The 23,384-nt window shown below is 62.9% G+C and carries 19 protein-coding genes; 12 read left to right on the top strand and 7 right to left on the bottom strand.

The genetic code is table 11. The features are described from left to right. Positions 1-128: 128 nt before the first annotated feature. Positions 129-1,013, bottom strand: coding sequence for a LysR family transcriptional regulator (locus AC1DOX_RS23110; RefSeq protein WP_441620775.1), 885 nt, complete (start codon positions 1,011-1,013; stop codon positions 129-131). Positions 1,014-1,225: 212 nt separating this feature from the next. Here AC1DOX_RS23110 and argC point away from each other — a divergent pair, with 212 nt between their 5' ends. Beyond that, positions 1,226-2,176 (top strand): N-acetyl-gamma-glutamyl-phosphate reductase, encoded by a 951-nt coding sequence (gene argC / locus AC1DOX_RS23105; protein ID WP_441620773.1) that lies wholly within the window; start codon positions 1,226-1,228, stop codon positions 2,174-2,176. Positions 2,177-2,358: 182 nt separating this feature from the next. Here the strand turns inward: argC and AC1DOX_RS23100 are convergent, their stop codons facing one another. The 4 genes from AC1DOX_RS23100 to AC1DOX_RS23085 all read right to left on the bottom strand — a co-directional run bounded on the left by AC1DOX_RS23100 (position 2,359) and on the right by AC1DOX_RS23085 (position 7,209). Further along, a complete protein-coding gene (locus AC1DOX_RS23100) occupies positions 2,359-2,811 on the bottom strand; it encodes a PA2169 family four-helix-bundle protein (RefSeq protein ID WP_441620771.1) in 453 nt (150 codons plus the stop codon). A gap of 194 nt (positions 2,812-3,005) precedes the next feature. Further along, complete coding sequence (locus AC1DOX_RS23095; RefSeq protein ID WP_441620769.1) at positions 3,006-4,316, bottom strand: MFS transporter; 1,311 nt, start codon at positions 4,314-4,316, stop codon at positions 3,006-3,008. Positions 4,317-4,633: 317 nt separating this feature from the next. Further along, entirely contained in the window at positions 4,634-6,229 is a 1,596-nt protein-coding gene (locus AC1DOX_RS23090) for a methyl-accepting chemotaxis protein (protein WP_441620767.1), read from the bottom strand. 338 nt (positions 6,230-6,567) lie between these two features. Continuing rightward, a complete protein-coding gene (locus tag AC1DOX_RS23085; RefSeq protein WP_441620765.1) occupies positions 6,568-7,209 on the bottom strand; it encodes a response regulator transcription factor in 642 nt (213 codons plus the stop codon). Positions 7,210-7,818: 609 nt separating this feature from the next. Between AC1DOX_RS23085 and poxB the strand changes: the two genes are divergently transcribed. Beyond that, entirely contained in the window at positions 7,819-9,540 is a 1,722-nt protein-coding gene (gene poxB, locus AC1DOX_RS23080; protein WP_441620763.1) for a ubiquinone-dependent pyruvate dehydrogenase, read from the top strand. A gap of 188 nt (positions 9,541-9,728) precedes the next feature. On the opposite strand, the gene AC1DOX_RS23075 is transcribed toward poxB, so the two are convergent. After that, a complete protein-coding gene (locus tag AC1DOX_RS23075) occupies positions 9,729-11,117 on the bottom strand; it encodes an MATE family efflux transporter (protein ID WP_441620924.1) in 1,389 nt (462 codons plus the stop codon). Between the two features lie 186 nt (positions 11,118-11,303). Here AC1DOX_RS23075 and AC1DOX_RS23070 point away from each other — a divergent pair, with 186 nt between their 5' ends. Then, positions 11,304-11,783, top strand: a complete 480-nt coding sequence (locus AC1DOX_RS23070) for a MarR family winged helix-turn-helix transcriptional regulator (protein ID WP_441620761.1) — start codon at positions 11,304-11,306, stop codon at positions 11,781-11,783. Positions 11,784-11,815: 32 nt separating this feature from the next. Here the strand turns inward: AC1DOX_RS23070 and AC1DOX_RS23065 are convergent, their stop codons facing one another. After that, complete coding sequence (locus tag AC1DOX_RS23065; RefSeq protein ID WP_441620759.1) at positions 11,816-13,276, bottom strand: efflux transporter outer membrane subunit; 1,461 nt, start codon at positions 13,274-13,276, stop codon at positions 11,816-11,818. Positions 13,277-13,363: 87 nt separating this feature from the next. Between AC1DOX_RS23065 and AC1DOX_RS23060 the strand changes: the two genes are divergently transcribed. The 9 genes from AC1DOX_RS23060 (at position 13,364) to AC1DOX_RS23020 (ending at position 23,211) form a co-directional block, all read left to right on the top strand. Next, complete coding sequence (locus AC1DOX_RS23060) at positions 13,364-13,948, top strand: winged helix-turn-helix transcriptional regulator (protein WP_441620757.1); 585 nt, start codon at positions 13,364-13,366, stop codon at positions 13,946-13,948. Next, a complete protein-coding gene (locus tag AC1DOX_RS23055) occupies positions 13,941-15,053 on the top strand; it encodes an HlyD family secretion protein (RefSeq protein WP_441620755.1) in 1,113 nt (370 codons plus the stop codon). The genes AC1DOX_RS23060 and AC1DOX_RS23055 overlap by 8 nt, the downstream gene beginning before the upstream one ends. After that, the gene (locus AC1DOX_RS23050; protein WP_441620753.1) at positions 15,050-16,669 is read left to right on the top strand and encodes a DHA2 family efflux MFS transporter permease subunit; all 1,620 of its coding nucleotides are present in this window, start codon (positions 15,050-15,052) and stop codon (positions 16,667-16,669) included. Before AC1DOX_RS23055 ends, AC1DOX_RS23050 begins: the two co-directional genes overlap by 4 nt. Positions 16,670-16,905: 236 nt before the next feature. Continuing rightward, positions 16,906-18,093, top strand: a complete 1,188-nt coding sequence (locus AC1DOX_RS23045; protein ID WP_441620751.1) for a thiolase family protein — start codon at positions 16,906-16,908, stop codon at positions 18,091-18,093. A gap of 217 nt (positions 18,094-18,310) precedes the next feature. Then, positions 18,311-18,772: an SRPBCC family protein gene (locus AC1DOX_RS23040; RefSeq protein WP_441620749.1), complete on the top strand. Its 462-nt coding sequence runs from the start codon at positions 18,311-18,313 to the stop codon at positions 18,770-18,772. A 56-nt stretch (positions 18,773-18,828) separates the two neighbouring features. Further along, entirely contained in the window at positions 18,829-19,329 is a 501-nt protein-coding gene (locus AC1DOX_RS23035; RefSeq protein ID WP_441620922.1) for a (2Fe-2S)-binding protein, read from the top strand. Next, positions 19,322-21,694 carry a xanthine dehydrogenase family protein molybdopterin-binding subunit gene (locus tag AC1DOX_RS23030; RefSeq protein ID WP_441620747.1) on the top strand — a complete coding sequence of 791 codons (2,373 nt, stop codon included), beginning with the start codon at positions 19,322-19,324 and terminating at the stop codon, positions 21,692-21,694. Before AC1DOX_RS23035 ends, AC1DOX_RS23030 begins: the two co-directional genes overlap by 8 nt. Next, complete coding sequence (locus AC1DOX_RS23025) at positions 21,691-22,554, top strand: FAD binding domain-containing protein (protein ID WP_477101508.1); 864 nt, start codon at positions 21,691-21,693, stop codon at positions 22,552-22,554. The genes AC1DOX_RS23030 and AC1DOX_RS23025 overlap by 4 nt, the downstream gene beginning before the upstream one ends. A gap of 12 nt (positions 22,555-22,566) precedes the next feature. Then, positions 22,567-23,211 carry a DUF302 domain-containing protein gene (locus tag AC1DOX_RS23020; RefSeq protein WP_477112591.1) on the top strand — a complete coding sequence of 215 codons (645 nt, stop codon included), beginning with the start codon at positions 22,567-22,569 and terminating at the stop codon, positions 23,209-23,211. The last annotated feature ends 173 nt before the right edge of the window (positions 23,212-23,384 follow it).

Below are 23,384 nucleotides of genomic sequence, written 5' to 3'. Positions count from 1 at the left end.
GCCTGCGCGGCTGTCTGAGGCTGGCAACGCAGGGCCGCACGGACGATGCCCCGGGCAACCCGCTGGAAGGTCCGCAGGTCCGGTCTGGGCGGCTCGCACAGCCGCCGGTCGACGTGTGGCCAACAGCGCTACCCCGCTCGCAGCGCCCACAGGGCCTCCAGCACGTATTCCGTGGCACGTTCCACCCGTTCCTCGCTGTGCGCCAACCCCAGTCGCCTCCACAGCGCGGGCCGCAACGGCCGCATCACCACGCGCGCATCCGGCGCCGGCGTGGTGACCTCGTGTGGCAACAGGGCCGCGCCATAGCCGGCCGCCACCAGGCTCTTGATGGCGTCGTTGTAGTTGAGCTGAATACGCGGCGCCGGCCTGTGGCCACCGCTGGCGAACCACTCGGCGGTCAGGCGCGACAGGCGCGTGGTGCCGTCATTCAGGATCAGCGGGCGCGATGCCAGCCAGGCCGGCGTGATGTGCGCCGGGCAGGGCCAGCTCGCCGGCAGGAAAGCCCGTACCGGATCGCGCCGCCAGGGGCGGATGGTCAGCCCCGCCACGCGCGCCTGTGGCAGTGCCACCAGACCGACCTCCAGCGTGCCGGCGGCCAGCCGCGCCAGCGTCTCCTGCGAGGTGAGCACGGCCACCTGCACCTCGATGTCGGGGTGCCGCTCCGCTAGCACGGCCAGCGCCTGCGGCAGCAGGTGGGCGATGGCGCCGGTCGAGGCGCCGAGGCGCACGCGGCCGGTCAACCCCTGCACCTGACGCTGCACGTCGTCCAGCGCAAGGTCGGCATCGGCCAGCAGGCGGCGGGCGCGATCGACCAGTGTCTCGCCAATGGACGACGGACGCACCTCGCCGCGCTTGCGCGTCAGCAGTGGCGCACCGATGCGGGCTTCCAGCTCGGCAATGTGCAGGCTGACGGTGGGCGGAGCCAGGTGCAACGCGCGTGCGGCTTCGGCGAAGGAACCCAGATCGGCGATGGCGACGAGGGTACGCAGGCGGTCCAGGCTGATCTCGCGCATGGGGCGGCACTCCGGTTAAGGACGAATCTGCTGACGAGGATATCGTTCAGGAAACGTGAATTTCATCGTCATGAAATTCAACTTTTTCGATTCTATCCGGTGGCGCAAGATGGCGCTTCCCTTATCGCGCCACACCCGCGGCCGCACCCACGCAGCGCCGATGCTGCAGCGGCGGGGCTGCCACTTTCACGCCACTTCGGAGGATCCATCCCATGCGCTATCCGCTTGTTTTCATCGACGGCGACCAGGGCACCACCGGCCTGCAGATCCACGAGCGCCTCCGCGGACGCGACGATCTGCGCCTGCTGACGCTGCCCGCCGGCCAGCGCAAGGATGCACGCGCCCGCGCTGACGCCATCAACGGCTGCGACATCGCCATCCTGTGCCTGCCGGACTCCGCCGCACGCGAGGCGGTGGCATCCATCGTCAACCCTGCGGTGCGCGTGATCGACGCCAGTTCGGCACACCGCACGCAGCCCGGCTGGACCTATGGCTTTCCGGAGATGACTGCCGGCCAGGCGCAGCGGATCGCGGACGCGCCGCGCGTTAGCAATCCGGGCTGCTATCCCACCGGGGCGATCAGCCTGCTGCGCCCCCTGATGGAGGCCGGCCTGCTGCCGCACGACTACCCCATCGCCATCCACGCGGTGTCGGGCTATTCGGGTGGCGGCCGCGCCGCCGTCGATACCTACGAGGGACCGGAGGCCGCACGGGCCCTGCCCTTCCAGGTCTATGGCCTGGGCTTGGCGCACAAGCACACGCCTGAAATCCAGCAGCACGCGGGCCTGGCGCGGCGCCCCGCCTTCGTGCCGGCCTACGGCGCCTTCCGGCAAGGTATCGTCCTGACGGTGGCGCTGGAGCTGGACCTGCTGGCATCCGGCACGGACGTCGGCAGGCTGCACGCCTGCCTGCTCGACCACTACGCCGGCGCCCGCCATGTCGAGGTGATGCCGCTCGCCGAATCGGCCGCCGCCACTCGCCTCGACCCGCAGGCGCTGAACGGCACCAACGACCTGCGCCTGGGCGTGTTCGCCAACCAGGAGCACGGGCAAGTGCTGTTGGCAGCGGTGTTCGACAACCTCGGCAAGGGGGCTTCGGGGGCGGCAGTGCAGAACCTCGACCTCATGCTGGCCGGGGCGGCGGAGGTTCGCCGGTCCGCCTGACGTCTACGCAGGGTCACGGCGGCGGTCGTCGCAGCCGGACAGTCCCGAGTTCACCGTGTCGCCTTCGAGGCGCGTCACTCAAGGCGGCGCAAGCTTCGGCGTCGAAACAAAAAACGGGCCGGCAGCTTGTCGGCTTCCGGCCCGCGTGTTGAGATCAGGTCAATCCGGCGTGATTCAGCGCTTCAGTGAATCTGCATGCCACGCAGGGCGTGGATGCGTTCGTGATGCTTCTGCATGCCCTCGTACTGGCGCAGGACCACCGAGCGGATTTCCGCCGGCATGTCTTTCATCAGCGCCGCGCGATACTCGCGCCTGGCCGCGTCTTCCTCGCGTTCGCACAATTGCAGCACCGCGTCATCATTGTGCGGAGCGATGATGTGCATCACTTCCATCCAGGCGCGATGCATCGTGCCGGTCATGGTGCCACGGTCGCGCGGCACGGCGCCCAGGGCGCTGACAAGGGTCTGTAATTCGGTCACCGAGCTGCGGCAGGTTTCAGCGGTGCCTGCCAGGATGCTGCGCATCTCGGCGTTGTTCACTTCACGGGCGCCGGTCAGGCAGCTGAGCTCGCCGTCCTTGCCGACTTCGATGAGGTGGTTCAGGGTGAAGACGAGTTGTCCTTGAGCGTTGGCCATTGGAAACCTCCTTGCCCGAATCGAGGCAAATGTGAACCTGCGATGACATTCACACCGGGCGGGTGGTGCCGGGTTGGCTGACGTGGGATTTGCCAGGATCAAGTTTCCCGCTATTGGCGTGCACCACAGTCGAGCGCGAGTCTCGCACGTCGTCATCCCAGTATAGAAGCGAAGCAGGGTCGGCCAGTGGAAGTCTATCCCGCCTCGGATTCCCGGATGTCGCTCGACAGCTCGGGCTTGACCTCCGGATTCGACTCGCCATCCCTGGTGGCAATCAACGCTTTCGGCGCCAACGGAATCAAGGGCAGAATCAGCGCGTACACCACCGTCGTGGCGATCACACAATACGTGAACCCGAGCGCGGCGCCGCTGTGATAGATCCAGGAGCCCAACAGATCGCCGGCTCGCGCCGAGAGCGCAAGGACACCATCCACCAGCATCATCAAGGTTCCCTGCAGGCCCGGCGGACAGGACCGCATCGCGAGATCGAAGTATGCTGCCGTGGCGATGCCGCCCATCAGCCCAATCGGTACTGCCAATACCAGCGCGAGATCGGGTGAGTGAATGAATGCCAGCGGAATCATTTGCGGCACTGCGACGATCGTTCCCCACCACAACAGCTTGTTCAACGATACCTTCCTGCACAGAAAGCCATACAGCAAGAAAGTGGGGATGAACGCGGCGGCGAAAATCCCGTTGTAGTACGAGTAAATGGAATCCGATGCATGCAGTTCATTGGTCAAATAGAACTGCAGTGGGGTGGCCGATCCTGGTGCGAAGTTCCAGAGAAAGCAGATGAGAAGCGGCGGATAGACGGCCTTGTGCTTCACGAGCCGCCTGACATTCCCGACGAAGTCCGCGCCCCTCGCTTGCGGCTTCTCGTACGCATGGCCGAAGACGGAAATGGGCTTCCACAGCCCCAGCACAGCGATCGACAACGTGACCATCGCCATCAGGAGGAGGGCCTCCTTCGCGGCAAGATGATCGGAGATGTACCCGGAAGCGAACGCTCCCGCGACGACCGGGACGGAGCTGATCGTGTTGCACAGGGCGCTCAGCCGCCCGGACATGAGCTTCTCCTGCCCCACCAGAGCGATCAAGCCTTGATAGGCTGCGGCGATAAATCGGGATGACAGCATTGCCAGCAGCATCCCGACGACCAGTCCCGCGTATGAGGTCGACGAGAACGCCATCCAGACGAATGCTGCCGAGGTTACCGGAGCGAAAATCAGGAAGAAGCCGCGATCCCGCAATCCCAGCGGATTCCAATGGTCGCGCGCGAGGCCAAAAACAAACGCGATGTACACCGGGATGCCCGTAACCAGCCGGAACGTCGAGATTTGCGTCGCCGTCGCATGCAGTTCATTCTTGAGCAGGTACGACGTCTGTATATCAACCAGGTAACCGGCCGGCGTCGCCAGATGGACGAACAGGGTCAGCCAACCAAAATACAGCAGGGTTCGGTTGTTGCCCTCGGAACCATTGCGATCGGAAACGGCCGGCATGCTCGGAGGCGAACAGCGAGACTGGGTCAGTTCACCATGCCAGATCCGCGCGTTCGGCGTTGGCCTGGCTATCGCCACAAGCCCGGTCGACACGCCCGGAATGGCATGGAGTCGCGCCTGCCCGCTTGCGGCTTGCTGGGTTGCGTGGCAGTCGCATCACCAGCGCCCCCAACCAGCCGCCAGCGAGCAGCGTGCTCAAGAATAGGCATAAACTGCTCTGCCAGACAAGGACGGGGGGTGCCTGGACAATCGCGCCAGAGATACGAGGGATCTGGCGCTGGCCCAGGTCGAAGGATGACTCTTCTATGCGGCGGACCCTATGCGGCGGACCTGAGAGCGATGAGCGAACGCCCCGGTACAGGTTGGCCGGCGATCTTGAAATACATGACGTCGTCTTTCATGCCGACTGCCTGCTCGCGCAGCGCCTGTGCTGCTGCGGCAGACTCCTCGACCAACGAAGCATTCTGCTGCGTCACCTGGTCGATCTGCGCAATGGCATGGCTCACCTGCTCGAGGTTCTTGCTCTGCTCGTCAGACGCAGCGGAAATTTCTCCGATGATGTCTGACACGCGCTCGATCGCTACGCTAACCCGTTCCATCGCAGCACTGACACCCTCGGCCTGCTGCGCGCTGACTTGAACCTTCCCCGTCGATGTCTCGATCAGTTCCTTGATTTCCTTCGCTGCGCCAGACGCCCTTTGCGCGAGCGATCGCACCTCGCCGGCAACGACCGCGAATCCCCTTCCTTGCTCGCCCGCACGAGCAGCCTCGACTGCGGCGTTAAGCGCCAGGATGTTGGTCTGGAATGCGATGCCTTCAATCATTCCAGTGATCTCTGCGATCTTCCTCGACTCGGCGTTAACCTCATTAACGGTCTGAACCATCGCTGCCACATCGGCACGTCCGGACTCCGTCATCTCCCTGGCACTTCCCGCCAGGGAAGTCGCCTGACGCGCGTTGTCGGCGTTCTGGCTCACCGTTTCCGTCAGTCCGGCCATGCTGGCAGCGGTTTGCTCGATGGATGCGGCTTGCTCTTCGGTACGAGAGGACAGATCCATATTTCCCGATGCGATTTGGCCTGCCGCGCTGGCGACCGCCTCGCTGGCGGTACGGATATTCCCGACCGTACCTCCAAGCTTGTCATTCATGTCCTTCAGTGCCTGCAACAGCTCACCGGTCTCGTCCCGGGACGTCACCGCGATCTCGCTGGACAAGTCGCCATCGGCCACGCGGCGCGAAATGGTGACGGCCAACTTCAGCGGACGGGTGATGCTCAGCGTCAGGTAGTACGCACAAATGATGCCCAGGACCAGGATGAGGCCTTCGAGCACGAGCAGCAGGGTACGGCTCTTTGCGGCAATGCCGTCGATTTCCCTGGCGGTATCGTCAATCGTCCGCCGCTGCACTTCCACCAACTGACGCATGGTGTCCTGATACGCGTTGGCAGCCGGCGTGAACACCTTGTCCAGGAGTCGCGTCGCGTCATCGACATTGCCCGCCGCCTTGGCCTTGTTGATCTCGTCGCGAGAGCTCAGGTAGGCCTTGCGCAATTCGCCGATCTTGGTGAACAGCGCCTTCTCCTCATCGTTGGACAGCAGGGTCTCCACCTTCTTCTGGAGTTCGCTCGAGCTCTTGGACGAGGCCGCTGCATCCTCTGCGAAATAGGGGCCCAGCGCAGGGTCAGAACTCTTCGCGATTGCGCTGGTGCGTCGGATGCCTGAGGCGAGGTTGGCATACCAGTCGCCAATCAGCCTTTCCTTGAGCAACGGCACCTTCATCATCTCGCGGGTCGCGGTTGAAACGTTGTCGAGCCGCCAGATGCCAATTGCGGTGATCACGATGGAGAACGCGAGAATAAGGGCGAAGCCCAAAGCCAGTCGCTTGCCGATTTTCATGCTGCCGATGAACGCCATTCTTTCTCCACTAAGCCTAAGCCGTTGGGCAATAGGTCCGCCTTCATTATTGTGTGTCCTGCCGCGTAGTTAACGAGCAAGGTGCCACCTGTCGCTTCCAGAACGGCGGTGCGGGCGACATTCTTAACCCGACTTTAGTGGGGTATGGGCGGTATGACGTCGTGGAGGGAGTGTCGAGGGCATCAACAAGGCAGAACATGTGATGCCATGCGTCTCGCGCTGAAGATCGGATCGTATGGTCCTCGATCTCCAGGAAGGTGCGAGTCTCACGAGCCCAGTCGCCACGCCTTGATTTGCACAGCTCGCGTTACCTGAGGATATCGGTGCGGCGCAGTGATTCAGTGCCGGTAGCCCCTGACGGGCACTTGCGTCTCAAGCTCCAGCTGCCCTGCTTGCCTGACGAGTGTGGCAAATGAGCCCGCTTGCATCTTCTTCATGATATGACCACGATGCACCTGCACGGTGTACTCAGTGATCCCCAGTACGTCCGCTGCCTGTTTGTTCAACATCCCCCCTGCAAGCAGAGGCAGAAGCTCCTGCTCTCTTGGGGTCAGGCTTTGGTACAACGCTTGCAGGGCAGCCGCTTCGGCGGCATTTCGTCGCTGCAAATGCGTCCTGGCAATTGCCGTGTCGACGGCTCGGAGTAGCGCATCCTCGCTGATGGGCTTGGCCAGGAAATCAACGGCGCCACTCTTCATTGCCAATACCGTGGAAGGTACATCGTTCCTTGCCGTGATGAAGACGATGGAAACATGAGAGTGATTGATGACGTGCTCCTGGACTTCCAGACCGCTCATGCCGGGCATGCGCATATCAAGGATCAGGCATCCCACGGTATCCCACTGAACGGACTCCAGGAATTCCTTCCCCGAGTGGAACGACTGCACGCTTTTTCCGTGGGCGCGCAGCAGGCTTTCAAGCGCTCCCCGGATGCTCGCATCGTCATCGACTATGCACACAGATTGGTCGGGCGATTCCACGGCTTCTTCTCCATCTTTGCGTCAGCGTGCCTGACTTCTCGCCGTGGCGACTCAAATGGTCAAGGCGACAATAGTCCTGCCGGCACACCCAAGGTCCGGTGCGCCGCATCGGTCATGCCGCACAAAAGCCGTGGTGTTCGCAGCCGTGGCGCGGAGTGGTGAGATGGGCACCAGACGGTGGTCTGGCGCCGGCATCTGAATGGCGTCGTGGCAGCGCCCTGGGCGAAGGATGGCTGACTCAAATTCGAATGTCCACGCAGTCAGTGCGTCTGATATAGCGTAGGCACGGCGATGCATTAAGGAAAATTAATATTCTTGGGGTGAAGATAAGCTTTTCCTTATGCAATGCCCGACCATCATGCCTTTGCCATCGATGGCTCGGTGTGAAGGCGGGCGCCAATCCCCCGACCGTTGCACTCCGCGCGCCGCAGCTTCTGGCAGTAGCGCAATCTTCATTTAGTCGCCCCAGTCCGGAATCGCCGCCTGCCAGATTCATGTAATGGCCCTGGCGAATACCTGCTCCTATCATCAAGCCTACTCGGGCCGTCCCGCCGCGCTCCCCGGGCGCACCGGAACTGCGGCATTTCTCTCTCACATTGGAGATATGACATGGCAACCATAGCTGCCGACTACATGGTTGGTGCGCTCGTGAACGCTGGCGTGAAGCGTGTCTATGGCGTGGTGGGAGACTCATTGAACGGCTTCACGGATTCCCTGCGTCGTGAAGGTTCGATCGAATGGGTGCACATGCGGCACGAGGAGAGTGCCGCCTTTGCCGCCGGTGCCGAGGCGCATCTCACCGGGCAGCTCGCGGTTTGCTGCGGAAGCTGTGGGCCCGGTAACTTGCACCTCATCAATGGCTTGTTTGACTGTCACCGGAACGGCGTTCCTGTTCTTGCCATCGCCGCGCATATCCCGAGCTCGGAAATCGGCACCGACTATTTTCAGGCCACGCACCCCGAGGTCTTGTTCAAGGAATGCAGTCACTATGTCGAACTCGTCTCAAGTCCTGACCAACTGCCACAGATTCTCGGGCGTGCCATCCGGACGGCCGTTGCACGTAAAGGCGTCGCGGTGGTCGTCATCCCGGGAAATGTCGCACTCGCCCCGCTCGCCAAAACCGCGCCGAGCTGGAGCGCGCCTTCGGCCCCGTTGATTCGCCCATCGAACCACGAAATCGTCAAACTCGCCGACCTGCTAAACCAGTCATCGCGCGTAACCCTGCTTTGTGGAGCAGGCTGCAAGGATTCGCACGCCGAAGTCATCGAACTCGCCCGCAGGCTGCAATCTCCCATCGTTCACGCGCTGCGCGGCAAGGAGTACATCGAGTACGACAACCCATTCGATGTGGGAATGACAGGGCTCATCGGGTTTTCATCCGGGTATTCCGCGATGAAGAGTTGCGACATGCTGCTGATGTTGGGTACCAATTTCCCCTATCGCCAGTTCTACCCCGAAGGGGTCACCATTGCGCAAGTCGATACCAGCGCGGAAGCGCTTGGCAACCGGTGTCCGATAGACCTCGGGTTGTTGGGAACCGTCAAGGACACGCTCGGCGAGCTGCTTCCCCTGATTCCGGAGAAGGATGACAGCCGATTTCTCGACCGGGCACTCGACGACTATCGCAAGGCCCGGCAGAGTCTTGACGCGCTGGCGGAGCTGGAACCCAACAGCAGCACCATCCATCCCCAATATGTGACGCGGCTCGTCAGCGAGCTTGCGGATGACGACGCCATATTCTCCTGTGATGTCGGAACGCCCGTTGCATGGGTCGCCCGGTATCTGAAGATGAATGGCAGGCGACGCCTGCTTGGATCGTTCAACCATGGTTCGATGGCCAACTCGCTCTTGCATTGCATCGGCGCCCAAGCTGCCTTCCCGGACCGACAAGTGATTTCGATGTCCGGCGATGGTGGCTTTACCATGATGATGGGTGAGTTTGTCACGCTCGTCCAAACCGGATTGCCGGTCAAGGTCGTCGTGCTCAATAACGGCACGCTGGGCTTTGTGGAGATGGAGATGAAGGCCAGTGGATTCGTCGACACGGGATGCGAACTGGAGAATCCGAACTTCGCCGCGATGGCCAATGCCATGGGGATCAAAGGCTTTCGCGTGGAGCACCCCGAGGAACTGGAGGGCGCGCTGCGCGAAGCATTCGCGCACCCAGGCCCGGCGCTGATCGACGTAGTCAGCGCGCGCCAGGAGCTTGTGATGCCGCCTTCGACCACTGCCGACCAAGCATACAAGTTTGGATTGTTCATGCTCCGTGCGGTGATGGATGGCCGCGGACAGCAGCTTGTCGACCTCGCAAAGGTGAACCTGTTCCGGTAGGCACCTCATGCAGGTGAATGCACGGGGAGAGAGGGATTCGTCTCGGCAGAACGCTCAGCGGCGCCGCCGCTGAGCGCTCCGCGCCTCGCCAGGATGGCCCGCGTCGCGCGCAAGGGGCAACTCCGCCTTCAACAGGCAGGCGCAGGCTGGCGAGGCTGACAAGCACGGGGGGATGAGATCCGTCCGATTCACGCGGTGCGCTGGCGGACTCCTGCCCAACCTCCGGTAGCAATCGACCACAAGATACAGCTGCCATATAGCAGCATGGCAAGGGCGCCCAGGGCAAAGTACTGCGCCAGCGACGCACCCAGACTGATTGCCACGCCCCCAACGCCGGCGAATAGCGCGAGACGCAGGGCACCACCGAGCAGCGGCCACTTGAGGCGACCCGCACCTTGCGAGGCGAAGTAAAGCGAAAAGCCCAGCGCGAAGAAGCCATAGACTGGGCCAACGATTTGCAGGTAAAGCGCCCCGGTTTCCAGGAGGTGTGCATCGGCGCCGAAAAGACGCAGCCAGGTCTCCGGCCAAAATGCCGCGGCCAACCCCACCAGTTCTGCCAGCACAAAGGCCATGCAACCACCGGTTATCGCAATGCGGCGGGCACGCTCGACTTGCCCTGCACCAATATTGGCGCCGACCAGGGCGACCATCGGTGCGCCAAGGCCAAAGGCGATTGGAATCAGCAGATACTCGAGGCGAGCGGCGGTTGCATAGCCTGCCAGCGCGGCCGTGCCGCCATGATGGCCGACCTGCGCTGTCGTGATCGCGATCAGTGCGTTGGTGAGGACCGGGTTCAGACAGGCAAGCCCGCCGACGACGAGGATGCTGCGCATCGGTGCCCACTGCAGCGTGCCAGCCGACAACCGTGCGGCACAGCGGCCCGACAAGCAATACCAGCCCAGCACCAGGGTCCCTGCAGCGTAGTACGCCACCAGCGCCCACGCGCCGCCAGCCACCCCAAGCTTGGGCAACGGACCGAGCCCAAAGATCAGGCACGGCGACAACGGGATCATCAGCAGCGCACCGACGCAAATCACCATGCCTGGTATCGCCATATTTCCCGTGCCACGGATCACGCTGGCGAGAGCGTTCATTGCCCACATCAACGGCAACGCCGCAAACAGCACGCGGCCGTACGTGCAGGCAGCTTCCAGCGCTGCGCCATGCGCGCCAAGCAAAGAGAATAGCGGCCTCGCGCCAACCAACAGAAGTAGCGAGAAGATAGTGCCAATCAGCACATTGATCGCGAGCGCGTGACGCGCGAGCTGCTCGACCAGAGCGGTGTTACCGGAACCAAGGGCGCGCGCCACTGCGGAAGAGATGCCCCCACCCATCGCGCCCTGCGACATGTTCTGCGTCAGCATCAGTACTGGCACCACCACCGCGACGCCTGCCAGCACGTCTGTCCCGAGCTTGGCAAGGAACCAGGTCTCGATCAGACCGGTGGACGACTGCGCCAGCATCATCAGCATGTTTGACCAGCTCATGCGGGCCAGCATGGGCACGATGGGCGCCTCAAGCATGGATCGCAGGCGAGGATTGGCGACGCGCGGCGCCGCGGCGTTAGTTGAGATCATGGTCACTTCCTGCTTTGCCCGGCACTATCCACCCCTTCGAAGTATTTGCATATGCACGCATCTTAATCTACTTGCATATGCCCGCATTCGTCAAGATCGACTACACTGACGGTGCTGCAAGCCTCGCATGGCGCCTGAGGGACGCGAGGCGGAGCGGCGAAACGATGGGAAGCAAGGAGGCCAGAAATGACGTCACCAACCCAGGACCCCCTGGTCTGCAATGGCGCGGCGCTGCGCAAGGCAACGCGGCGCATTACACAGCTTTATGACTCCATCCTTGCGCCTTGTGGACTAAGCGTTTCACAGCGCTCAGTCCTCTTGCATATTGCGAGGGGTGACCGCCCAACCATGACGGAACTGGCTCACGCCATGGTGTTGGACCGCTCCGCGCTGGCGCGGAGTATTCAACCGCTGGAACGCGAAGGCTATCTGTTTCAGACGCGTGACGAGGAAGACGGTCGCAGCCGCCGTGTAGAGTTGACGGAGGCAGGCCGCGCCAAGTTGACCGAATCGAACCGCCTGTGGCGACGCGCCCAGGAGCGCTTCGAATCCGCCTACGGTTCCGAGCGTGCCGCTGCGCTCCGCGTCGCGCTAGCCGAGATCTATTCCGACGAGTTCAGCGAAGCTTTCAACACCGGCACGCCCGTGCCGCAAAATCCTCGCTGAATCGCCTGTAGGCAGGGCAGCCGCGCGGCGTGTCAGGACCATCCTCCGCCCAGCGCCCGGAAAGCGGATACCGCGGCGCGTGCATTGTCTGCGCGGACCTTAGCGTTCTGGTCGCGAGCGGCCAACAGCTGACGGTCCTCGTCGAGCACTTCAAAGAGGCTGACCGCCCCGCCCTTGTATGCATCCTCCGCTGCCTGGCGCGCGCGTTCGTGCGAGCGGATTTCGTCGGCAAGGTCGTGGCTCTGGGCTTCCAGTTGTACAAGCGTCACGAGCGCATCTTCGACATCAGCCGTCGCCTGCAACATCGACTTGCGATACATGGCCAGGGCCTCTGCATTTGCACCCTTGGCGCCGGCAACCTCCGCGGCCACGCGCCCAAAGTCGAACAGCCGCCAGCGCAGGCCTGCGGTAGCAGCAGGCTGGAAGGCCTGGCCCGTGAACAGCTTGCCCGCCGAGAGGCTCTCGAACCCCAGCAACGCGGACAGCGATAGCTTGGGGTAGTACTCCGCCGTTGCCACGCCAATACGAGCATTCGATGCCGCCAACTTGCGCTCCGCCGCGATCACGTCTGGACGGCGCCGCAGCAGGTCGGCAGGCCCCTGCGCCAGCGCAACCTGCGGCACGGTCAGCTCGCTCGTCGAATCGCGCAATTCCGAGGCATAGGTGCCCGGCTGCGCGCCCATCAGGACATCAAGACGATTGAGCTGCGTTTCGAGCTCGATCTGCAACGGGGGGATCGTGACGCGGGTCTGGGCGAGCTGGGCTTCGGCCTGTGCCTGCTCACGCTGGGCACCGATGCCATCGGCCAGGCGCAGGCGCACAAGATCCAGCAGGCGCTGGTTGGTCTGGACCTGCTGGCGGGCGATGCCAATACGGGCCTGGGCTCCGCGCACGCGGAAGTAGGCGTCGGCAGCTTCGGCAGCCACCAGGATCCGCACGCCCAGGTGATTGGCCTCGGCTGCTTGCAGCTCCGCATCGGCCGCCTCCGCACCGCGCCGCAGTCCCCCGGCGATATCGATTTCCCACGTTGCTGCCGCGCCCACCGAATAGAGCGTCTGGCCACGCTTGTAGCCAGGCAGGTTGCTGCCGATCTTGCCTAACGGACTTTCCAGCGACTGGCGCTGCTTGCTCACGTCGCCGTATGCGCTGCCCTGCGGCAACAGTTCAGCCCCGGCAAAGTCCGCAGCCGCACGCGCCTGCGCCACACGCGCAATCGACGACGCCATGTCGAGATTCTGATCCAGCGCCCGCTGAACGATTTTCGTGAGGACGGGGTCATCGAAGCCGTTCCACCACGCGTCCAACCCTACCGGCTCCCGCGCGTCGTTGAGTGGGGCCAGTTCCTTCGCGTGCGGGTACACCGTCGGCATTTCACTTGCGGGCGCGTGGTAGTCGGGGCCTACCGCGCAAGCGGCAAGGCCCAGGGTTGCCAGCGTGGCAACCACAACGCTCACGGTGCGCTTGACCAGGCCATGGGGTGCTGCATTCGTCATGTCTATTCCTCTCATCAGATCCCACGCAAATTCTAACTTGCATGATGCTAGTTACTAGCCTAGACTAACTTTCATGATGATAGCAACATGTTTTTTTGCGAGCGAGATTTCATGATCAAAACGTCACACAAGGATGCGCCATGCCCGATGGCACGCGGCATTGCACGCGTGGGTGACGCCTGGGCGGTGCTGATCCTCCGGGAGGCTTTCTATGGCGCCACACGCTTTGACGAATTCCATAAAAGGCTGGGTATTGCTCCCAACATGCTGACGCGGCGACTGAATACGCTCGTCGACGAGGGACTGATGAGCCGCCGGCAATACAGCGCCCATCCGCCACGCGACGACTATGTACTCACGGACCTCGGCCGCGACTTCCGCCCCGTACTCCTGACCCTGATGGCATGGGGAAACCGCCACTTCTCGGATGATGGCGAAACCGTACGGCTGATCGAGCGCAAGTCCGGCCGTCCGGTGCGCATCGCGCTGATCGATGCCGACACCGGCGAGCGCATTACCGAAGGCACCCACTCCATCGCCCCCGGGCCGGCGGCAAGTGCAGGACTTCGCGCACGCCTTGAGCGCTTTGCGCAGACCCAACCTCTTGAATCAAACCTCTCTGCGCCAACCCATGGCGCGTTCCAAGCAAGCACGGAGCAACTTCATGACTAGCACGACCGCCACCGCCAACCGCGTCCCTTCCGATGCCAGCCCGTCCAAGACCAAAGGCAACAGGAAGGCACTACTGATCCGCGGTAGCGGCGTGCTGATTGCCCTGGCTGCGGCAGGCTACGGATACCACTGGTGGGCCGATGGGCGCTTCATGGAAGAGACCGATGATGCGTACGTCGGCGGAGACGTCACCCTGATCGCCGCAAAGGTGCCTGGCTATCTGGCCGAGGTTCTCGTGACCGACAACCAGGTGGTCCACAAAGGGGATCTTCTGGCCCGCATCGATGACCGCGACTATCGTGCCGCGCTGGCGAAAGCCGAAGGCGCCGTGGCATCGCAGCAGGCACTGCTCGCCAATCTCGACGCACGCGAAAGGCTCCAGCAGGCCGTGATCGCGGAGGCCAGGGCCGGCGTTGCCGCCGTCGACGCGGAAACGGTCCGTGCGCGTGACGACCAGACGCGCTATGCCAGCCTGGTCGAAAAATCCGCCGTATCCGTTCAGAGCTCCCAGAAGGCCGATGCCGACTACAAGGCATCGGTCGCCAATGGCCAGAAAGCCAAGGCCAGTGCCGAAGCCACACAACGCCAACTCGAAGTCATCGCCACGCAGAAGCAGCAGGCACAGGCGTCGCTGGCCCAGGCCATCGCCGAGCGTGACCTGGCCCAACTCAACCTGGGCTACACCGAACTGCGCGCCCCCGTCGACGGCACCGTAGGAAATCGTCGCGCGCGCGTGGGGGCCTATGCCTCCAACGGCGGCCAGCTTCTTTCGATCGTGCCGGCAACTGGGCTCTGGGTGGACGCCAACTTCAAGGAAGGCCAACTGGCGCATATGAAACCCGGTGTGCGCGCCACGATCGTGGCTGACGTCATGCCCGGCAAGGTGTTCCATGGCCGCGTGGCGAGCGTCGCACCCGCCACTGGTGCCCAGTTCAGCGTGCTGCCACCTGAAAACGCCACCGGCAACTTCACCAAGATCGTTCAGCGCGTACCCGTTCGCATCGTGCTCGACGCAGAAGACGCAAAGCTCGGCCTCCTTCGCCCCGGCTTGTCGGTCGTGGCGGAAGTCGATACCCGCGAGTCCAAGGAAGCGAGCAAGTCATGAGTACAGCAGTCTCCGCCAGCGCTGCCGCGTCGAATGCGCCGGCGCCCTTGCCCACGCTGTCGCCAAGCGAACTGCCGATGCGCACCAAGGTGTTCGCGTTCGCGACGATGTGCGTCGGCATGTTCATCGCTCTGCTGGACATCCAGATCGTCTCGGCATCGTTGCGCGATATCGGTGGTGGCATTTCCGCAGGCGCCGATGAAACGGTCTGGGTCCAGACCGCTTACCTGATCGCCGAGATCATCGTCATTCCGCTGTCCGGATGGTTGGCCCGCGTTATGTCGACGCGCTGGCTGTTCGCCGCTTCGGCCGCCGGATTCACGGTGACCAGTCTGCTCTGCGGGATAGCCTGGAACATCGAAAGCATGATTGCCTTTCGCGCGGCGCAGGGCTTTCTCGGTGGCTCGATGATTCCGATGGTATTCACCACCGCGTTTGCCTTTTTCGAAGGCAAACAGCGCGTAGCGGCGGCCGCCATCATTGGCGGACTGGCGTCTCTGGCGCCGACGCTGGGGCCAACCATCGGTGGCTGGATCACCGACAATTTCTCGTGGCACTGGCTCTTCTTCATCAACCTCGCCCCCGGCATATTCGTCACCATTGTGGTGCCCATCCTCGTCAAGATCGACGAGCCGGACTGGTCGCTGCTCAAGGGTGCCGACTATCTCGGCATGGTGCTATTGGCGCTCTTCCTTGGCTGCCTCGAATACACCCTGGAAGAAGGACCGCGTTGGGATTGGCTGGGCGACCACGTTATCCTGACCACGGCGTGGATATCGGGCATTGCGGGCATCGGATTTCTGTGGCGGTCCCTGACCTACAAGAACCCCGTCGTCGACCTGTCCGCCTTGAAGGACGTAAATTTTGCGCTCGGATGCGTTTTCTCCTTCGTCACGGGCATTGGCATCTTCGCGACGATCTATCTGACCCCGCTGTTCCTGGGGCAGGTACGCGGCTTCAGCGCATTGCAGACCGGGCTGGCCATTTTCTCCACTGGCCTGTTCCAGGTGATGTCGATCCCGATCTATGCGTACTTTGCAAACCGGGTGGATCTGCGTTGGCTGCTGATGTTCGGCCTGGCGCTCTTCGCGCTCTCGATGTGGAACTTCATGCCGATCATGCACGACTGGGGTGGGGCCGAACTACTCCTGCCTCAGGCACTGCGCGGTGCGGCTCAGCAGTTTGCCGTTGCACCCACGGTAACGCTCGCGCTCGGCGCATTGCCGCCCGCCAGATTAAAACTTGCCTCGGGCCTGTTCAACCTGATGCGGAACCTGGGCGGCGCGATCGGTATCGCCGCATGCGCCACGATCCTGAACGACCGGACAAACCTCCACTTCCTGCGCCTGGCCGAACACCTGAACATCCGCAACGAAGCGATGGCGGCCTTTCTGAACGACGCCACGACACGCCTGACGCTGCTGAGCAACGAAGTCAATGACGGCAACGCCGCCGCCGTCAAGCAACTCTGGTCTCTTGCCATGCGCGAGGCCCACACGCTCACCTACTCCGATGCGTTCCTGGCCATCTTCGTGTGCTTTGTCATTGCGACGCCGCTGGTGCCGCTCATGCGCAAGGTCGCCCCGCCGAAGGCCCCGTCCGCCGATGCCCACTGATCCCGACGGCAAATGAACATGAATCGACATCGTGCTGCACTGATCTTCCTTGCGGCGCTTGCCGCTGCAAGTCTGGCGCCTGCGGCCAATGCCACAGGCCGGCCGCCGAAAGACTCCGGCGTGGCGTGCGCCCGGACAGAAAACACGTACTGCAGGGTGGCCGACTCGCTTGGCCAGCCTGCCCGCCATCCCTACGACCTCAAGCGCTACGCTTGAATCCACCCAGGAGGTAACCGATGAATACCAAGGAAGTCGTACTCTGCGAACCTGTTCGCACCCCTGTCGGCGCTTTCAACGGCTCACTGAAGACCGTACCCGCTATAGAACTCGGTGCCACGGTGATCCAGGCAACCGTGGATCGCGCCTTGCTGAACCCTGAGCTTGTGGGTTCCGTTGTGCTTGGAAACGTGATCCAGGCGGGCAACAAGATGAACCCGGCGCGCCAGGCGGCCATCAACGGCGGCATTCCGAAATCCGTCCCGTCCCTCACCGTCAACCGGGTATGCGGGTCTGGCGCACAGGCCATCGCCTCCGCGGCGGACGAGGTCCGTCTGGGCTATGTGGACATCGCCATCGCGGGCGGCATGGAGAACATGGACCGCGCGCCCTATCTGATGCCTGCGGCCCGCTGGGGCCAGCGCATGGGCGATGCTACCTTGCATGACAGCGTGCTGATGGACGGTCTCGTCGACGCGTTTTCCGGCGAACACTCCGGCTGGCATACGGAGGATCTCGCGCAGCGCTACGAACTGAGCAGGGAGGCACAGGATCGCTGGGCCGAGCGCTCCCAACAACGGTTCTCTTTTGCGCAGGCTCAGGGAAGATTCGAGGAACAAATCGTCGCCGTGCCTGTGAAAGGGAAGACCGGCACGACATCGTTCGCGAAGGATGAAACAAATCGGCCCGACACCACGGTCGAAGGACTCTCCAGGCTGAAGCCGGCATTCCGTCGCGATGGCACCATTACCGCGGGCAACGCACCGGGCATCAACAGCGGCGCAGCGGCCATGATCGTCGCGGACCGTGCCATCGCGGAAAAAAGAGGTCTTCGGCCTCTCGGACGCCTTGTTGCATATGGACTCGGCGCGGTCGAACCCGGGATGTTCGGACTGGGCCCCGTGCCGGCAGTTCATCAGGCACTGGCGCGCGCCCAATGGTCGCTGGGCGATGTCGAACGATTCGAGATCAATGAAGCGTTTGCCGCCGTGCCTCTCGCCATCGCGGCGGAGTTGGGGCTGCCTCACGACATCATCAACGTCGACGGCGGCGCGATCGCGCACGGCCACCCGATCGGTGCTACCGGTGCCATCCTCACCACACGCCTCCTGCACAGCATGCATGCCGATGGAATCCGGCGGGGCATCGTCACCCTCTGTATTGGAGGTGGGCAAGGTATCGCGCTTGCCATCGAAGCACTGCTGTAGAAGGAAGCCTTCAACGCTGCTGTCGCAATGGATCTGCGGGGTGCAACGGCCTCATATGCTGAGCACGTTGCACTCCCCGATCACATCTCAAACCGTTTTCAGTTTCCGCATAGGGTAAGCACGGATGCGGTGGTAGCGATTCAAGCTTGACCAGTACGGTCGATATTTCTACGATGTTAACATCGAATACATTGCAGGACAGACTAAAGGAGGCAACGTGGAATTCAACGGCTCACAGCATATTGGTGCGTCACGAGCGGAAGTGTGGAGACGCCTTAACGATCACCAAACCTTGCAGGAATGCTTGCCGGGCTGCGAGCAATTTCAACTGCAGGATGACGGCGCTTACGACGCCGTGATCGTCGCCTCGATCGGCCCGATCAAGGCGCGCTTCAAGGGCATCGCGCGATTCTCCAACCACGAAGAGCGCGTCGGATACCGCATCGAGGGTAATGGGAGCGGTGGGATTGCCGGCTTCGGAAAACTCAATGCAAACATCCGTCTGGAGGATTCCGACGGCGGGACCACATTGCATTACCTGGCGACGGCTCAGTTGGGCGGCAAGCTCGCGCAGATTGGCTCGCGCCTGGTGGGCTCGGTGGCCAACAAGCTTCTGGCGGACTTCTTCTCGCGGTTCGAAAGATTGGTGAGCGAGCGCCAGGAGACCGCTTCGCCTTGACGTATGACGATCGTCGTTTCACCGAGACAAGCAAACAACGAGACAAGATGGCACTCATGCAGATACATAACACTGTCAATGGCACGCCACGCACGATAGAGACGGAACCCAGGCGGCTTCTTGTCCATCTCTTGCGGGATTCACTTCGGCTGACCGGCGTGCATATTGGCTGCGACACCTCGCAGTGCGGTGCCTGTACCGTACTGATCGATCAGAAGTGCGCCAAGTCATGCACCGTGCTGGCTGTGCAGACCGACGGCAGCAGCGTGCACACGATAGAAGGCATGTCAGAGGATCCGGTCACCACGGCGCTGAAGCGGGCATTCAACGAGTGCCATGGGCTCCAGTGCGGCTTCTGCACGCCGGGCATGCTGATGGCCGCGCGGGCACTGCTGCTTGCCACGCCACATCCTTCGGAGGAAGCGGTACGCGAGGCGCTGCACGGCAACCTGTGCCGCTGCACCGGGTATCAGCACATCGTTGACGCGGTTCTCCTTGCCGCGAGCTTCCTTGAGGCGAGCGCGACTCAGTCCGCGCAGGAGGCCTGCCATGAGTGAAGGACAGCAGGACCTCGCCACGCGCCACATCGGCAAGCCCGTAAAGCGGCGTGAGGACCAGCGCCTGATGAGCGGACAAGGCCGCTTCACCGACGATTACCAATTCCCCGGCATGGTCTTTGCCGCCTTCGTCAGGTCGCCGTTCGCGCATGCGCGAATCCGGCATATCGACACGAGCGCCGCGCTCGCATCGCCTGGCGTGGTCGGTGTGCTGACCCATGCGGATATCGCCGGAAAGGTCGGCGACATCCGCCCGAACTGGGTGGTCGGCGATTCCAAGGTGCCGCCCCATCCGCCGCTACCTGCCGAATGCGTGCGGTATGTTGGCGAGGCCGTCGCCATGGTGGTGGCGGAAACGCGCGAACAGGCGGCCGATGCTGCCGAACTGCTGCTGGTCGACTATGACGAACTGCCTGTGGTGGTGCAGGCGGAAGCCGCGCTGCAGGACGGCGCACCGCAGCTCCATGACAACGTCCCCGGCAACCTGATCGGTGTATTCAAGCTGAAAGGCGGTGACTACGAGGCAGCTGTCCAGGCGGCCGACCGTGTCGTGTCGATTCGTCTGGTCAACCAGCGCCTGATTCCCAGCCCGCTGGAACCCCGCGCGCTCTGCGCCAGCTACGATGCCGCCGACGAGCGGCTTACCTTCATCCTGCCGAGCCAGGTGCCGCACATGTCCCGGCGGTGGCTCGCGGAGACGCTGGGCTGGCCCGAGCATCGCATCCGTATCGTGGCGCCCGATATTGGTGGCGGTTTCGGGTGCAAGATGCACTTCTATGTGGAGGAGGTGCTGGTGGCCTTCGCCTCCCGACATTTCGGCCGCCCCGTCAGTTGGACCGAAACCCGCAGCGAGAATCACGTGGCCACCACGCACGGGCGCGCCCATTTGGAATACGTGGACGCCCCGGTCACGAAAGACGGCAAGGTGCTAGGGATCAGGGTCAGGTCCTATGCCAATCTGGGTGCCTACCTGTCCAACATGGGAACCGGCATCCCCACCGTCAACACGGCCAGCTACGTCACCGGCAATTACCAGATCAACTCCGTGGACGTACAGGTCAACCTGGTGACGACCAACACCACGCCGGTCGATGCCTATCGCGGCGCGGGCCGGCCAGAAGCCGCCTACATCGTCGAGCGGATGATGGATGCGGTTGCCAACGAACTGGACATCGACCCGGTTGCATTGCGCCGGCTGAACCTGGTGCGGGCCGACCAGTTCCCCTATCAGCCGCACAACAACGCACGCGGCAAATGGGATAGCGGCGACTACGAGGCCTGCCTGTCCCAGGCCACGGAGATGATTGACTACAACGGCTGGCGCGAGCGCCAGGCTTCTTTGCGTCAGCAGGGCCGGTATGTCGGCATTGGCGTGATCTGCTACCTGGAGCTGGTTGGCATGGGCAACTCGCAGTTGCTGCACCGGGTTGGCTTTGACCGCGGCGGTTGGGAGAGCGCCCACCTGCGGGTACATTCCGATGGCAAGGTGACCTTGTTCAGCGGCTCCATGCCGCAAGGCCATGGCCACGCCACCAGCTTTGCCCAGATCGTGGGCGACGCACTGCAGTTGCCGATGGAGGACATCGACGTCGTGCAGGGCGATACCGACCGGGTCCTGGCCGGCCACGGCACGTTCAACTCGCGCTCGATGCCGGTCGGTGGTTCCGCGGCGTATGTAGCGGCGGGGAAGATCCTCGACAAGGCCCGCAAGATCGCGGCCATCATGCTGGAGGCTCCGGAAGACAGCGTCTGCTATGCCAACGGAGCATTTTCCACGGAGGCCGGCGCCTCGGCGTCCTTTGCCGAAGTCGCCAGGATGGCATATGTGGCAAGCAAGCTGCCGCGCGACATGGAGGCTGGCCTGGAAGAGCGCGTGTTCTATGAACCGACCGCGATGGGCGCACCCAACGGCTGCCACGCGGTCGTCGTGGAGGTGGACGCCGACACAGGCATGGTGCAGATCCTTGACTACGTCGCGGTCGACGACGTCGGCGTGCTGATCAACCCGCTACTCTGCCACGGTCAGATGCATGGCGGCATCGCGCAGGGCATCGGCCAGGCACTCCATGAAGAAGCCATCTATGACGACGCTGGCCAACTCCTGTCGGGGTCTCTGCTCGACTACGGGTTCCCGCGCATCGAGCAGGTTCCGCGCATGCGTACCGCCTTCCAGGTCTCCCCTTCCCCGACCAATCCCCTCGGCGCCAAGGGCATCGGCGAGGCCGGCTGCGTCGGCGCGCCGCCCGCCATCGTCGCAGCCGTCTGCGATGCGCTGAAGCCGTTCGGCATTGTCCATCTCGATATGCCACTAACGCCGCCAAAAGTCTGGCGCGCCATCCAGGCCGCTACCAGGAGCCCGGCATGATCCCCTACCCTGTTGAATACGTCAGAGCCACCAGCGTGACGCATGCGCTCGAATTGCTCGCCAGTGACAGCGATGCCAAGCTGCTGGCCGGCGGGCATTCGCTGATCCCGCTGATGAAACTGCGTCTGGCCAGTACCCCCCTGCTCATCGACATCGGCAGGTTGCCGGAACTGCACGGCATCGAGATCCATCCGGACCACGTTGCAATCGGCGCCGCCACCACCCATGCCGAACTGGGCGATCATCCCGGGCTGGCCGAGCTTCTGCCATTGATCCGGCTGGCAGCCGGCGTCATTGCCGATCCGACCGTGCGCAACCGCGGCACAATCGGCGGCTCGCTGGTCAATGCCGACCCATCGGCAGACTGGCCTGCGATCATGCTGGCGCTGGACGCCCGGATGGAACTCATCGGCGCCGGCGGTACGCGCGACGTAGCCGCCGATGCGTTCTTTGTCGGCTTCATGTCGTCGGCGGCGCAGCAGGACGAGATTCTGGCGCGCATCCGCATCCGCATCCCCTTGCCCGGCCCCGATCGCGTGGCCTATCGGAAATTCCGTCATCCCGCCTCGGGCTATGCCGTGGCCGCAGCCGCCGTCGCCTTGCAGTACGCCGGCGATACCTGCACGCGCGGCAGGATTGGCGTGACGGGGCTGGCCGCAACAGCGTTCCGTGCCTCTGCGGCCGAAGCCATGCTGGGCCGTGGGTTCACGGGATCTGCAGAAGAGATCGGCCGTCTCGTCGAGACGGCCTTCGTCGACGTGAGGCCGCTGGAAGACAACTTTGCGAGTGGCGACTATCGCATCCAGCTTGGCAAGGTCATGCTCAAGCGGGCACTGGAAGATGCCGTCTCACGGGCGTGACGGCACCGAATCATGAAAGCAGCCAAATTTCTCCGCTACGCACCACTCGCCTGGCTAGCGCTGGGACTCGTCCCAAGCCTTAGCGAAGCGCAATCCGCTATGAAACAAGCCGACCGACTCATCAGCGCGTCAACGCCGCATGCCGTTAGCGTGACGCATATGACGCTAGACGTTAGCGTTCCATTCGAACCGTTCACCCATCATTTCGAAGCCCTGTTAGGGCGTTTCGATCCATCCGCGACGAAGCTCATCGCCTCCGATCCCGCAGCCGCCGAAGCTCGATTGGCACAGATGGAGGGCGATCAGGGACTGATGATCTTCATGATTCAGAATCATGGCGCGCTGTTGGCGCTGGCCGGCCTCAAGGGGCATGCCAAGCGCTATCACGTCGGGAACCCGCGAATCGCGTTGCAAATGACCAAACACGACATTCGTGCCGGGCTTTACGCACCGCTTTCCGTGCTGGTATATGAAATGGCGCCTGGGCGAATCCGGGTCGAGTACGATCAACCGTCGACGCTGTTCGGCCAGTTCGGCAATCGAGACGTCGGCGCAATGGCAAGGCGCTCGACGACAAGCTGGCCAGGGTTATCGAGCACGCGGCACAACTTGCGGCAAATCCCTGAGTACAACCGTCTATCAGACGATGGAAATTGAAAAGGCCCTGCGCAACCAAGCGCAGTGAACTGCACCCCAAAAGTTGGACATACATCCAACCTTTGGGGTGTTTTTCATGACGAAGTACGATGAGGCGTTCAAACGCCAAGTGGTCCAGGAGTATTTGTCCGGCTTTGGAGGGGTCATGTCGCTGAGTCGGAAGCACAGTATCA

The organism is Cupriavidus sp. 01L415, from assembly GCF_056400065.1.
The sequence above is the reverse complement of the archived record's forward strand: the minus strand, read 5'-3'. Positions and strand labels throughout refer to the sequence as shown.

What these genes read in the sequence shown, in the direction of transcription:
- AC1DOX_RS23110 (WP_441620775.1), bottom strand. Translation starts at nt 1,013, where the DNA reads ATGCGCGAGATCAGCCTGGACCGCCTGCGTACCCTCGTCGCCATCGCC.
- argC (WP_441620773.1), top strand. Translation starts at nt 1,226, where the DNA reads ATGCGCTATCCGCTTGTTTTCATCGACGGCGACCAGGGCACCACCGGC.
- AC1DOX_RS23100 (WP_441620771.1), bottom strand. Translation starts at nt 2,811, where the DNA reads ATGGCCAACGCTCAAGGACAACTCGTCTTCACCCTGAACCACCTCATC.
- AC1DOX_RS23095 (WP_441620769.1), bottom strand. Translation starts at nt 4,316, where the DNA reads ATGCCGGCCGTTTCCGATCGCAATGGTTCCGAGGGCAACAACCGAACC.
- AC1DOX_RS23090 (WP_441620767.1), bottom strand. Translation starts at nt 6,229, where the DNA reads ATGGCGTTCATCGGCAGCATGAAAATCGGCAAGCGACTGGCTTTGGGC.
- poxB (WP_441620763.1), top strand. Translation starts at nt 7,819, where the DNA reads ATGGCAACCATAGCTGCCGACTACATGGTTGGTGCGCTCGTGAACGCT.
- AC1DOX_RS23075 (WP_441620924.1), bottom strand. Translation starts at nt 11,117, where the DNA reads ATGATCTCAACTAACGCCGCGGCGCCGCGCGTCGCCAATCCTCGCCTG.
- AC1DOX_RS23070 (WP_441620761.1), top strand. Translation starts at nt 11,304, where the DNA reads ATGACGTCACCAACCCAGGACCCCCTGGTCTGCAATGGCGCGGCGCTG.
- AC1DOX_RS23065 (WP_441620759.1), bottom strand. Translation starts at nt 13,276, where the DNA reads ATGACGAATGCAGCACCCCATGGCCTGGTCAAGCGCACCGTGAGCGTT.
- AC1DOX_RS23060 (WP_441620757.1), top strand. Translation starts at nt 13,364, where the DNA reads ATGTTTTTTTGCGAGCGAGATTTCATGATCAAAACGTCACACAAGGAT.
- AC1DOX_RS23055 (WP_441620755.1), top strand. Translation starts at nt 13,941, where the DNA reads ATGACTAGCACGACCGCCACCGCCAACCGCGTCCCTTCCGATGCCAGC.
- AC1DOX_RS23050 (WP_441620753.1), top strand. Translation starts at nt 15,050, where the DNA reads ATGAGTACAGCAGTCTCCGCCAGCGCTGCCGCGTCGAATGCGCCGGCG.
- AC1DOX_RS23045 (WP_441620751.1), top strand. Translation starts at nt 16,906, where the DNA reads ATGAATACCAAGGAAGTCGTACTCTGCGAACCTGTTCGCACCCCTGTC.
- AC1DOX_RS23035 (WP_441620922.1), top strand. Translation starts at nt 18,829, where the DNA reads ATGCAGATACATAACACTGTCAATGGCACGCCACGCACGATAGAGACG.
- AC1DOX_RS23030 (WP_441620747.1), top strand. Translation starts at nt 19,322, where the DNA reads ATGAGTGAAGGACAGCAGGACCTCGCCACGCGCCACATCGGCAAGCCC.
- AC1DOX_RS23025 (WP_477101508.1), top strand. Translation starts at nt 21,691, where the DNA reads ATGATCCCCTACCCTGTTGAATACGTCAGAGCCACCAGCGTGACGCAT.
- AC1DOX_RS23020 (WP_477112591.1), top strand. Translation starts at nt 22,567, where the DNA reads ATGAAAGCAGCCAAATTTCTCCGCTACGCACCACTCGCCTGGCTAGCG.